Below are 12918 nucleotides of genomic sequence, written 5' to 3' on the forward strand. Positions count from 1 at the left end.
CAGTGATTATAAAAAAAATTTTCATCGACGCCAATGTCGCTTCCCATCCCGAAACCGAACGGATCAGCCGTCAGCTTGACCTGCCGGTTGAACAGGTGGATGATCCCGTTTCGATTTATCAGTGGATCAACAGTGCGGATGATCCGGTCAGCCGCGGCAAGCAGGTGCTTTACCTGACCCGCAACAAGGGCGGTTTCTTAAAATCGTGCCCGGGCACCCGCGAATACACCTGCTGCGATTACCAGATCCTGCATATAGCCTCCTTTTGCACCATGGACTGCGCCTATTGTATTCTTCAAAGCTATTTCCATCCCCCTCTGCTGCAATTCTTCGTTAACCGGGAAGAGCTTGACACGGAACTGAGCGGACTCTTTGAAAAAAAGGAAATAAGCCGGGTAGGCACGGGGGAATATACAGACAGCCTGATCTGGGAAAGATGGACCGATCTGACCGATTACCTGGTCACCCGTTTTGCCCTGCAGGACAAGGCCGTGCTGGAGTTAAAGACCAAAACGGTCAACATTGAAAGGCTCAAGGCACTGAACCACCGACGAAAAACCATTCTCGCGTGGTCATTGAACACCCCGGTGGTCATGCAAAGCGAGGAGCGGCGAACCGCTTCGCTGGATGCACGGTTGACGGCGGCTGCACGTTGCCAAAAATGGGGGTACCCGCTGGCATTTCATTTCGATCCCATGATTATTTACAATGGCTGTGAAACCGATTATCGGCGGGTGGTCAACCAGCTGTTTCAGCGCATTTCCGCCGAAAATATCGTTTGGATCAGCCTCGGCACCTTCCGCTTCATGCCGGCGCTCAAGCCGGTCATCGCCCAGCGCTTTCCGGATTCCAAAATAGCCTACGGTGAATTTGTCACCGGTCTGGACAACAAAATGCGCTATTTCAAGCCGCTGCGCATCGCCCTTTACCGGCAGATGGTGGGTTGGATAAGGGACGCAGCGCCGGATGTGACCATCTATTTCTGTATGGAAGATAATGAGGTGTGGGAAAAAAGCATCGGATGGGTTCCGGTACGGCAGGGAGGCTTGGGGCGGCTGCTGGACAAGAGTGCCATCAAGATTTGTGATTTGATCCCGTGAATTCTTTTGTTTTCATACTGTCAAATGGCATTCGTTGCCAAATTGGCCTGATTGTGTTGATCCTTGCCGTTTCGGTTGGCCGCTGCGATGCTGTAACATGGGTCAAAGCCAGGTGGGTGGTTGATGGAGATACCATCATTTTAAAAGACGGTCGACACGTGCGTTATATCGGTATCGATTCTCCTGAAATCGATCATAATAATCATCGGGCAGAACCGATGGGCAATGAGGCCCGCGCGATGAATCGCGAACTGGTCGACGGCTGGAAGCTCCGGCTGGATTTCGACCGCGAAAAAAAGGATCGACACGGCAGGACGCTGGCCTATGTCTATCGCAGTGATGGGCTTTTTGTAAACGCCGCCTTGCTCGAAAAGGGAGTTGCCCACGTTTTGTATCGGTTTCCCAACATCGGCCAAGAGACGCTACTGCTTTCCGCCCAGCGGGCTGCCATGGAGCGTGGCAGGGGCATCTGGCAACGCGTGAAAGAGGATAACAAACAACCCCGTGCCTATCTGGCAAACCGGCGGTCAAGGCGATTTCATGCACACGATTGTCCCATGGGCAAACGCATCTCAAAAAAGAATCGAATATGGTTGAGGAGTCAATGGGCCGGCTTTTGGGCCGGTTATGCACCGGCCATGGAATGCATTGAATTTCCGTTACCTTAATTCGGTTGTGACCGGGAAACAGAAAAAAGGAGGGCAGGGCCCTCCTTTTTCAGAACACAGATGGGATGGACGGTGCCGTCTACGCTTCTTTTTCAGCCTTGATCTGTTCGATCACCTTGGTGGCAATCTGGGCAGGAACTTCGTCGTAACGCAAGAATTCCATGGTGTACATACCGCGGCCTCCGGTCATGGAGCGAAGATCCGGCGCATAGGTCTGGAATTCTGCCAGGGGGACCTCCGCGTTTATCACCTGGTTCTTGCCTGCCGTATCCATTCCAAGAACGCGCCCGCGCCGGCTGTTCATATCACCCATGATGTCGCCCATATAATCGTCCGGTGTCGTCACCGTCACTTTCATGATCGGTTCAAGCAGGACCGGTTTAGCCTCTTCACAGGCTTTTTTGTAGGCCAGGGAGCCGGCGACCTTAAAGGCCATTTCCGAAGAATCGACGGCATGGTAGCTGCCAAAGTCCACAGTGGCCCTGAAGTCCACACAGGGGGCGCCGATCAGCGGTCCTTTCTGGCAGGCCTCTACGATGCCTTTTTCGACGGCCGGGATGTAATTTTTGGGGATTACCCCGCCGACGATGGCATCCACAAATTCGAAGCCAGCTCCCCTGGGAAGGGGTTCCATAACGATCCAGCAGTCGCCGTACTGACCGTGCCCACCGGACTGTTTTTTGTGTTTGCCCTGGACGCGGACTTTCTTTTTGATGGTCTCCCGGTAGGGAATCTTAGGGGTTTTAAGCAGGACTTCGACGTTGAATTTTCGTTTGAGTTTTTCGATGGTGCTCTCGATGTGAACCTGGCCCAGACCGGAAAGCAGTATCTCTTTGGTTTCCGCATTACGCTCCAACCGTAAGGCCGTGTCTTCCTCCAGGAGCTTGGTCAAGGATATATAAATTTTATCCTCATCGCCGGTGGCTTTGGATTCCAGAGCAAACGAAATCAGCGTGGGCATGGGTTCGGCGCAGGAATAGCGGATCTTGTTGCTTTCATCACACAGCGTGTCGCCGGTCTTGGTTTCCTTGAGTTTCGCTACGGCTACGATCGATCCTGGCCCGGCTTCCGAAGCCGGTTTCTGCTCTTTGCCGGCAATGGCGAGCAGTTGGTTGAATCGCTCCCGGGTCTCTTTGGTCGAATTATAGAAATTGCCGTCACTGCCCAGTTTTCCGGAAACCACCTTGAAAATAGTCAGTCTGCCGGCATAGGGATCGGCGACGGTCTTGAAAACAAAGGCGGAAAAGGGCGCATTTGGGTCCGATGCCCGTTCAATGACTTCATCGTTGGCTGGGTTCACACCTTGTTTCGGTGCTTTATCCAAAGGCGAAGGCAAGCAAGTGGCAATAAAATCCATCAGCAGGTCGATGCCGATATTATGCGTGGCAGACCCGCAGAGCACCGGTGCAAAGGTTCTTGAAAGCAGGCCTTTTTTCAATGTATCGCGAAGTTCCTGGTTGGTGATGGTCTCGCCTTCCAGATAGCGTTCGATGAGCGCATCGTCCGCCTCAGCCACATTCTCGATGAGCGTTTCCCGCTCCGTCTCCACCGTATCCTTCATATCGGCGGGGATGTCGATCTGTTTTGCATTGCCGTTCTCGTCGTAGCTGTATGCTTTCAGGCCGATCAGGTCGACGATGCCCTTAAAATCGGCTTCGGCGCCAATGGGAAGCTGAACGATAATGGGTTTGGGTGACAGGCACTGCACGGTATCTTCAAAGGTGCGGATGAAATCGGCGCGCTCGCGGTCGAGTTTATTGATAAAAATCGCACAGGGCAGGTCGTAGTCGGATGCAAACTCAGCCACCTGCTCGGTTTGTACCTTGACGCCGTCAACGGCATCCACAAGGATGAGGGCGGTATCGGCTGCCTGCATGCATAGCTTGGCATCGGAGATAAAGTTCTGATCGCCGGGCGTATCAATCAGACTGATGGTATGTTTTTTCCATGGAAGCTGAATGAAACCACTGGAAAGACTGGCCTGCCGCTTGAGTTCTTCCGGTTCGAAATCCATCACCGTGTTGCCGTCCTCCACGCGTCCGACGCGGGTGGTCAGGCCGGCTTTGTTAATCATGATTTCAGCGAGGGAGGTTTTTCCAGCCCCCCCGTGGGCAATCAGGGCTACATTTCTTAAGGATTCATTCATTTGGGCCACTCAAGCTCCTCTCTCCATTGTATTTTCTGCCCTATTGGCAGATTTTCGTTTAAGCAGATATTACTAATTCGACGACTAAAAAAAATCAAGTTTAAAAACCTGATTATAAATCAAAATCTAACGGTCTCAGCAGGATGATGAATTCCCGATTCCCTTTGGGGCCCAATACAGGGGAGGGGATAACGGGGCCGCAAAAAAGCGATAGCCGAGAGAAGAAATCCCGAAGTCCGTCGATGATTTCAGCATGAAGATCCGGATCCTTGACCACGCCGCCCTTGCCAACCTTGCCTTTGCCGGCTTCGAACTGAGGCTTGATCAAAGCCAGGATGATGCCGCCGGGATTAAGAAAGGGAAGGGTGCAAGGGACGACGATCTTAAGGGAGATAAAGGAGGTGTCGATGGTCACAAGGTCCACCTTCCTGGTAATCAAGGCGGGATCCATTTTGCGAATGTTGGTCCGCTCAATGACAATCACCCGATCATCCTGCCTCAGCGACCATGCCAGCTGCCCATATCCCACATCCACCGCAAATACCTGGGCGGCGCCGTGTTTAAGCAGGCAGTCGGTAAAGCCGCCTGTAGAGGCCCCCACATCGAGACAGACCATGCCGGCACAATCGATGCCGTTTGCTTTCAAGGCAGCTTCAAGCTTCAGCCCCCCACGGCTCACATAGCGCAGGTCATCGCCTTTTAATGTGATTTCGGTATCTTCGGGAAATCGGGTGCCGGGTTTGTCGCAGGGCATATGGTTCACGAACACGCGTCCGGCCATGACCAGGGCCTTGGCCCGTTCCCGGCTGAGGCAGAATTGTTTTTCAACGAGCAGTGTATCGATTCGCTTTTTAACAGCCATAAAAACCCTTCCGGGTTCAGCTGGTGAACTGATCGGTTGATAAAGTATTACAGCGATAGGTCATTCGTTACCGATACCCGGTGGTGTAGGGTTGGCTAGCTGAACAGCTATCGGCCCATCAGTTCATCATGGACAGGGCCGTGTTGATGATGGCCGACGCATCCACCTGGTATTTGCATCGCAGGGTATCTTGCGGTCCGTGCTCCACAAAATGATCGTTGATGCCCATCCGTTTGACGATGGTGTTATTGATTTCATGGTCGCTCAGCACCTCGAGAACAGCGCTGCCAAACCCCCCTTGAACGGTATTTTCTTCGACAGTGATGATTCGGTTGATGTTACGGGCCAAGGAAACGATCAGTTCTGTGTCCAGCGGTTTGATGAACCGGGCATTGACCACGGTTGTCTGAATGCCATGGTTCTGCTCCAGCAGGGCCGCTGCGCATACCGCTTCGCTTACGGTGCTGCCCACGGCAATGATCAAAAGGTCGTCGCCATGACTCAGGATTTCACCCTTGCCAATCGGAAGCGTCGTCAAGGTGCTGTCCAGTTCCACCCCGGTTCCTCGCCCCCGTGGGTATCTAAGGGAGATAGGTCCGTCGTGGGCCATGGCAGTGGCCAGCATGTGGCGCATCTCATTTTCGTCCTTCGGGGCCATGACCACCATATTGGGGATGGATCTCAGATACGAGATGTCAAAAAGACCGTGATGGGTGGGCCCGTCCTCTCCGACGATACCGCCGCGGTCCAGCGCGAACACCACCGGCAGTTTTTCGATGCAGACGTCGTGAATGATCTGATCGTAGGCTCGCTGGAGAAAGGTCGAATAGACAGCCACCACCGGACGGAACCCTTCGGTGGCCATCCCCGCGGCAAAAGTGACACCGTGCTGTTCAGCAATGCCCACATCAAAAAAACGGTCCGGATATGCCTTGGAAAAAGGAACCAGACCGGTCCCTTCCGGCATGGCGGCGGTAACGGCAATAATTTTCTCATTGGTTTTTGCCAATTCGACCATGGTTTGACCGAACATATCGGTGTAAGTGGGTACATTGGTGGTCTTTTTTCGGCAGATTCCCGTGTCGATGTCGAAAGAGCTGACACCATGAAAATAGACCGGATTCTGTTCCGCCTGCGGGTATCCCTTGCCTTTTTTGGTAATTACGTGCAAGAGCACCGGTTCATCCATTGTTTTGATATTTTTCAGAATATTAATTAAATGGTCCAGATTGTGCCCGTCGATGGGACCGAAATATTCAAAGTTGAACGCTTCGAACAGCATTCCCGGCGTAACAAAGGTCTTGAACGACTCTTCACCGCGCTTGGCCAATTGGTACATATTTTCGCCGATACGAGGCAGCGATTTGAGGAATTCGCCAAACTCCTTGCGCATCATCTGAAGCCTCGACGCGGAAAAAGTTCGGCTGAGCAGGGAGGAGAGTGCGCCGACATTATGGGAGATGGACATTTCATTGTCGTTCAGGATAACGATCATATCCTTGTCGTTGTGCGTGTCTCCGGTTTGGTTCAGTCCTTCATAGGCAAGCCCGGCAGTCAGCGAACCGTCTCCGATCACCGCCACTACCTTGGATGAATCTTTTTTCAGGCGTTTTGCACAGGCAATACCCAGACCGGCTGATATGGAGGTGCTGCTGTGGCCGGTGGTAAAGGTGTCGTATGGGCTCTCGCTACGCTTGGTAAATCCGGAGAGACCGCCATGCCGGCGTAGCGTATGGAACTGGTCCCGGCGGCCGGTGAGCAATTTGTGGGCATATGCCTGGTGGCCGACATCCCACAGAATTTTATCAGCAGGTGTATCAAAGACGTAGTGAAGGGCGATGCTCAGTTCAACGGCACCTAAGCTGGACGCCAGGTGACCGCCGGAGGTGGAAACCACGTCTACGATGGTTTTACGGATTTCCTTTGCCAGTTCAGATAGTTCTGAACGTTTCAATTTCTTCAGGTCGAGGGGAGAGTTGATTGTATCGAGTAGATGCGAGGATTGGCGCAAGGTTATAGCTCCCTGAGTTATCGTTTGCGTTCGATGACATAGCGCGCAATGGCGCGAAGAGAATCTGCTCCATGGTCAAAAGCGTCAAGTGCCTTCAAGGCATTGTTCACCAGTTGGCCGGCAAGTGCCTCGGCACCGGACAGACCCAACAGCGACGCGTAGGTGTTTTTCCCTCGGGTCTGGTCGGTACCGGTGGCTTTTCCCAGTCGCTCCGGGTCTCCTTGCACGTTGAGAATGTCGTCAGCCACCTGGAAAGCCAGACCGATATTCTGTGCATAGCTGTGCAGCAACTGTTGCTGGCGCGCTGACGCCCCTGACACCAGTGCTCCTGAAGCAACTGATATTTCAATCATTTTACCTGTTTTCAGCCGGTGAAGGGATTCCAGTTCACCTTGTGGAATTACCGTCCCTTCAAAGGCCATATCGCGCATCTGCCCTTCAATCATGCCTTTGAAACCTGCTGCAGAGGCAATCTTGGCGATGGTCAGCAACCAGCGGTGTTGATCGTCCGACGCGCATCGCGAACCGGCTTCGGCCAGGATTTCGAAAGCCAATGTCAACAGCGCATCGCCGGCTAGAATGGCCGTCGCCTCGTCAAATTGGACATGACAGGTCGGTTTTCCTCGTCGTTTGTCGTCATTGTCCATGGCCGGCAAGTCATCATGAATCAATGAATAGGTGTGGATGAATTCCAGTGCACAGGCAAGGGGGAGAACGGCGTCCCGCCTGCCACCGACAATTTCCGCGGCGGCGATACAAAGCACGGGCCGCAACCGTTTACCGCCTGCCATGACCGAATAGGTCATGGCATGGGAAAGTCGTGTGGCGGGCTGTTGGGCGTGCAGATAGTGGTTCAGTTGTTCATCAACCGTCGTCCGCACATCTTTCAGGTATGTCTTCAAGTCGAACATGGTAGATGGGGCCTGTTTTATGCTTCTGCGTCAAAGGGAGTTTCCACGGGGTTACCGGTCCCATCATCCGTCAGCAGCGTAATCCGCCGTTCGGCTTCATCCAGTGTTTCGGTGCAGTACCGGGACAACTTGATGCCGGCTTCGAACTTTTCCAAGGCTTTTTCCAACGGAAGGTCGCCGGATTCAAGTGCCTTGACGATTTTTTCAAGATCCGTGAGCGCTTTTTCAAAACTCGGTTTTGCCTTTGTTGCCATGGGGATTCATTTTTCCTTTGTTCTCTAACGTGGGTATTATTGGCGAAGCGGCTGAACTATTCAGTTCACCTCATTATTTTTCCCGTTTACGGTGACCGTCAATCGACCCTTTCCCAGAAGTATTTCAAGGCGCTGATCAATGGTTACCTGACTGGCGCGGCGAACGATGGATCGATCGGGCAGGGCGCGGGTGATGCTGTATCCGCGCTGCAATATTGCCATGGGATTCAACGCATCCAGCATGGAGAGATTCTTGGAGATGGCGGTTCGCCCATCCCGGATGAGATGGCTGATCTGCCAGATCGAGGCATCCTGAAGGGTGTTGACCTGTTCTTGCATGGATGCCACTGTCTTGGCCGGTGAGACACGTATCAGCATGTTGTGCTGGAAGGCAAGACGTTCGTTTAGGCGTGTCAACGCGTTGTTGATCGACGAAAGCAGTCGAATCGAATAGTCATCCAGCCGCATTCGCATATCTTGAAGCCGTTGGCGGGGATGAACGATCCGACTATTAATTCCATTTATATTATTATATAATAATTTCAATATATTGATGATTGTTTTATAAAGTTTTTGATTAATGTTTTCAAGCTGATTCTTCAGTTCATTTTTTGAGGGAACCGCTATTTCGGCAGCGGCGGACGGCGTAGGTGCCCGAAGATCGGCGACAAAATCGGCGATGGTGAAATCCGTTTCGTGGCCGATGGCTGAGATGATCGGGATGCCGGATGCAAATATGGTCCGGGCGACCATTTCATCGTTAAAGGCGCAGAGATCTTCGATGGATCCGCCGCCGCGTGCTAGAACGATGACATCGGTCGTTCCAATTTCATTCAGCCAACGGACGGCACGGATGATTTCACCAGGCGCTCGACTGCCTTGAACACTGACCGGAACAACTTCCAGCGGCAGGTTGGGAAAACGCCGCTGTGCCACCTTGATGAAATCACGGATGGCCGCACCGGTCGGTGAAGTCACAATACTTATTTTTTTGGGTATGAGGGGCAACGGCAGCTTATGCCGCTGGTCAAACAACCCTTGATCGAAGAGCTGCTGTTTCAGTTTTTCAAAGGCGATCTGGAGGGCACCGACTCCCTTCGGTTCCAGGTATTCAAAAATTACCTGGTAGGCGCCTCTGGGTTCGTAGACGCTGATGCGACCCAGACCAACGACGGACATGCCATCTTCGGGTTTGAATTTGAGGGCACTGGCTTGGGCGCGGAAAATGACCGCACTGATTTGCGAATGAAAATCCTTCAACGTAAAATAGCAATGGCCGGATGAAGGCTTTTTAAAGTTAGAAATTTCTCCAGATATCCAAAAGAAAGGAAATTTATCTTCAAGTAATTGTTTAATATTTTTATTGAGTTCTGTGACTTCGTAGACATGTTGCCGGGAAGGACTGGTACTTGAGCCGTTTGTCGCCATGGTCTCGATGTGGGTGTGAAGTTTATTTCAGGATGAAAAGTGACTGGCCTGTAACGTCCGATAAGATATATTATGTAAAATCATAGATACGATTAATCTGCTTTATGGCCGCTGTTATCCTTGCGCCCGTATTTTTTAATCAGATCGCGAACGGCAGGCACGACGAACAGATTTTCGTGAGGCAGTTCAAAAAGCGATTGTGCCAGGATCACCGTCTTTTTGTGCAGGCTGATATTTTTGTCGATAATGCAGTGCATTTTTCCCTTGATCAGGCAAAAGCCGCTTTTCACGGGTATCCCGCTGGTGCGGAAACTCTGCTCGGAGACCGTAACGTCGAGTTTTTCCGCTAAATCTTTAAGCTCCTGGTAGATCTGCTCAGGTTTCATGGTGCGCCAAATTAAAAAATAAAGCGTGCACGTTAACTACGATTGAATCGATCGTCCCGGGGGATCCAAGCGGCGTTTTACAATCATTGAAGTTATAGCTCCAACCACCTAAATACGAACGCATCGTTCATATCAGCTTTAGGCTTGAAAATAAAGCAACCTGTGTTATATTTGGCGACTACCGACAGTGGTCGGAAGGCAACTACAAACATAAACTTATGCGGAGGTATCAAATATGCAGTCGATTCCAATGGAAAGAACCCAGGCCCAGGTTCAGGTTAACACGTTTGTCAGGAGCGTGTACAACTGGATGGCCATCGGGCTCGCATTGACCGGTGCCGTCGCCTGGTTTGTCGCACACAACGAACCGGTTCTCCGCTTTGTATATCAGGCGCGCTGGATCTTTTTCATCGGAGAACTGGCCTTGGTATTTATGCTCGCCAGCCGTGTACACAAAATGCAGGCATCGACCGCCACCGGAATGTTCATGTTCTATGCGGCCCTCAACGGTGCGACAATGGCCTTCATTTTCCTTGTTTACACAATGTCATCCATTGCTTCCACCTTTTTCATCTGTGCCGGCACCTTTGCGGTGTGCAGTGTTTTTGGCTGGGTAACCAAACGCGATCTCACCGGCCTCGGCAACTTCCTGTTCATGGGGTTGATCGGTATCATCATCGCATCCATCGTGAACATCTTTCTGAAAAGCCCGGCCATGCAGATGATCATCAGCTATATCGGCGTATTGGTTTTTACCGGACTGACCGCCTATGACACCCAGAAACTTAAATCCATGGCCATTTCCCAACCGGCTGGCCTGGATGCCGCCGTGGTCAGAAAGGGTGCCATCATCGGTGCATTGACGCTTTACCTCGATTTTATCCTGATGTTTCAGTACCTGCTGATGATCTTCGGCGGCAACCGCGACTAAATAAAAAAAGCCCCTGAATCATGATCACTCATGGTGCAGGGGCTTTTTTTTGTGTCCGTCTTCAGTATTCAGTTCTCAGTCATCTGACCGCCGATCGCCGTCGTCACCCCAACGCCTTGGCTACCTCCGATGCAATCTGTTGGCAAAGGGATCGCGTTTTTCCTTCAGTAGGACCTTCAACCATCACCCGGCACTGGGGCTGGGTTCCCGAATAGCGGACCAGCACCCGTCCGTTGTCACCGAGTTCATCTTTAACGGCGTGAATGACCCGCACGACCGCATCGATCGTATCGATTTCCGGTTTGGCTTTCACATTTACATTGATCAGGCATTGGGGGAAAACGGTCATGACCGTTGCCAATTCGGAAAGGGGTTTTCCCGATGATTGTATGGCTTGCATCAGTTTCAGGGCTGCCAGCATGCCGTCGCCCGTCGTATGGTGGTTTAAAAAGATCATGTGCCCGGAATCTTCACCACCTAAGACAGCACCGGCTTTCAACATTTCCTGCATAACATAGCGGTCCCCGACCTGGGCTTTGATGTGACCGATGCCCAATTTTTTAAGTGCTGCACCAAAGCCCATGTTGCTCATGACCGTTGTAACCACTACCGGTTTGGCTATCTGCTTTTTTATCTTCATGTCTTTGGCACAAATCGCCATCACCTGGTCGCCGGAAAGCACCGCTCCTTTTTCATCCACCGCGATCAATCGATCGGCATCCCCATCCAAGGCCAAACCCAGATTGGCGCCTTCAGCCACAACCATCCTTGCCAGCGCACCCGGATGCTGGGATCCGCAATTGTCGTTGATATTGATTCCATCCGGCTCGCAAAAAATAGGTTTCACCGTTATGCCAAGGTCTTTGAAAAGTAGCGGTGCAATCAGGCTGGCGGCTCCGTTGGAACAGTCAATGATCAGCTTCATTCCAGCCAGCGACGGTCCTGCGGAAATACAATTCTGCAAAAACCGACGATAGCGTTCCTCGGCGTTATCGACAAGATGAATCGCTCCCACCCGTTTGATCGTCTGGCTTTTTTGGTAAAGCGCTCCACCATCGTTGATCAATTGCTCGATGGACCGCTCGGCATCATCGGAGAGTTTGAATCCGTCCGATTTAAAGAGTTTGATGCCGTTGTCATCAAATGGATTGTGGGATGCGGAGATCACAATACCGGCATCATATCCTTGGGATGCGGTTAGATGGGCCACCCCCGGTGTGGGGAGGACACCGGTCAGATAGACATCTTTACCCATGGAGCAGATGCCGGCCGCAAGTGCGCTGACCAGCATGTTTCCGGAGATCCGCGTATCTTGACCGATGATAAAACGGTCGGACACCTGTTTCCCGGCATCGAAATAAGCAGCGATAGCCCTTCCCGCCTTAAGCGCTGTTTCGCAATCCAGCGGATATTGGTTAGCTACGCCGCGGATGCCATCGGTTCCAAACAGTTTTCCCAATCGTATTCCTCCTGCTGGCCTATCGGGTTTCATCACCGCGAGGATGGTTATCGAATCGCCGGAAACAACGCTAACATCTGCCCGGTTACCTCATCGACGATCTGTTGCAGCCAAACCGTTCCTTGCAGGGATTCGTCAGCATCGAGGCTTTTTATCACGTCCAGGTAGCTGGACCCGACGCTGTCGATTTTTAAGCGGATAAGCTGCATAAATGACTGGTTTTCATTGCTTTGTATGTTATCCAACCAATGGCGGATCAGATCGCCGGCCTGTTCCCGTTTGTCGGCCAGTTGATCTTTTTCGAGGATGAGGCTGGCGGAAGCGCTGTCGCCCATTTGCTGTTGATAGCGTTTTTTGGATGTGGCCAATTTTTCACAAAAGTCGCTGAAACGCAGGAGCCGCTCCGATATTGCGATATGCAGCGTGTCGACCAGCCCCTCATAGAGCGATAGGGGGAATCGTTCTCCGACAAATTGGCGACGAATGTGGACATACCAGTTCATCAGGGCCACCAGGTTGGCCAGGTAAACGATGTTGTTAACGGCCTGACGCTTGACAGTCCGGTATATCCCCGCGGAGTAGGGAACGCTTCCTCCCCTGCCCCCGCCCTCGAATACCAACCGGTCCGGTTTGAGCTGGTCCTTGCGATACACCGAACCCGCGGCAATCAACGTCCCGTAGTCAATGCGGCACGGCCCCACCAACCCCACCCACCCCCCCCCAAAAAAAGGGTTGAGGTTTTTGCAGAAAACCCTTGGGACA

At 52.1% G+C, this 12918-nt stretch carries 11 protein-coding genes and 1 pseudogene; 3 read left to right on the forward strand and 9 right to left on the reverse strand.

Annotation, left to right across the window (positions count from 1 at the left end):
- Positions 1–2 precede the first annotated feature (2 nt).
- Entirely contained in the window at positions 3–1100 is a 1098-nt protein-coding gene (locus ACZCED_RS02030) for an SPL family radical SAM protein (RefSeq protein WP_464860104.1), read from the forward strand.
- Entirely contained in the window at positions 1097–1768 is a 672-nt protein-coding gene (locus tag ACZCED_RS02035) for a thermonuclease family protein (RefSeq protein ID WP_462968079.1), read from the forward strand. The genes ACZCED_RS02030 and ACZCED_RS02035 overlap by 4 nt, the downstream gene beginning before the upstream one ends.
- 79 nt (positions 1769–1847) lie before the next feature.
- On the opposite strand, the gene fusA is transcribed toward ACZCED_RS02035, so the two are convergent.
- The 7 genes from fusA to ACZCED_RS02070 form a co-directional block, all read right to left on the reverse strand.
- Positions 1848–3914 (reverse strand): elongation factor G, encoded by a 2067-nt coding sequence (gene fusA, locus ACZCED_RS02040; protein WP_462968078.1) that lies wholly within the window; start codon positions 3912–3914, stop codon positions 1848–1850.
- Between the two features lie 112 nt (positions 3915–4026).
- Positions 4027–4776, reverse strand: coding sequence for a TlyA family RNA methyltransferase (locus tag ACZCED_RS02045; RefSeq protein ID WP_462968077.1), 750 nt, complete (start codon positions 4774–4776; stop codon positions 4027–4029).
- Positions 4777–4894: 118 nt separating this feature from the next.
- Positions 4895–6787: a 1-deoxy-D-xylulose-5-phosphate synthase gene (gene dxs / locus ACZCED_RS02050; protein WP_462968076.1), complete on the reverse strand. Its 1893-nt coding sequence runs from the start codon at positions 6785–6787 to the stop codon at positions 4895–4897.
- Between the two features lie 17 nt (positions 6788–6804).
- Positions 6805–7698, reverse strand: a complete 894-nt coding sequence (locus ACZCED_RS02055) for a polyprenyl synthetase family protein (RefSeq protein ID WP_462968075.1) — start codon at positions 7696–7698, stop codon at positions 6805–6807.
- A 17-nt stretch (positions 7699–7715) separates the two neighbouring features.
- On the reverse strand, positions 7716–7952 hold the full coding sequence (locus ACZCED_RS02060; RefSeq protein WP_462968074.1) for an exodeoxyribonuclease VII small subunit: 237 nt from the start codon (positions 7950–7952) through the stop codon (positions 7716–7718).
- A 60-nt stretch (positions 7953–8012) separates the two neighbouring features.
- Positions 8013–9380, reverse strand: a complete 1368-nt coding sequence (gene xseA / locus ACZCED_RS02065) for an exodeoxyribonuclease VII large subunit (protein WP_464860105.1) — start codon at positions 9378–9380, stop codon at positions 8013–8015.
- A gap of 92 nt (positions 9381–9472) precedes the next feature.
- Positions 9473–9766: a hypothetical protein gene (locus ACZCED_RS02070; protein WP_464860106.1), complete on the reverse strand. Its 294-nt coding sequence runs from the start codon at positions 9764–9766 to the stop codon at positions 9473–9475.
- Between the two features lie 235 nt (positions 9767–10001).
- Between ACZCED_RS02070 and ACZCED_RS02075 the strand changes: the two genes are divergently transcribed.
- A complete protein-coding gene (locus tag ACZCED_RS02075; RefSeq protein ID WP_464860107.1) occupies positions 10002–10697 on the forward strand; it encodes a Bax inhibitor-1/YccA family protein in 696 nt (231 codons plus the stop codon).
- A gap of 103 nt (positions 10698–10800) precedes the next feature.
- Here ACZCED_RS02075 and glmM read toward each other — a convergent pair whose 3' ends face one another.
- Positions 10801–12156 carry a phosphoglucosamine mutase gene (gene glmM, locus ACZCED_RS02080; protein WP_464860108.1) on the reverse strand — a complete coding sequence of 452 codons (1356 nt, stop codon included), beginning with the start codon at positions 12154–12156 and terminating at the stop codon, positions 10801–10803.
- A 47-nt stretch (positions 12157–12203) separates the two neighbouring features.
- Positions 12204–12918, reverse strand: a pseudogene (locus tag ACZCED_RS02085) (hypothetical protein); the annotation flags it as partial.

Source organism: Desulfosarcina sp. (assembly GCF_055467485.1).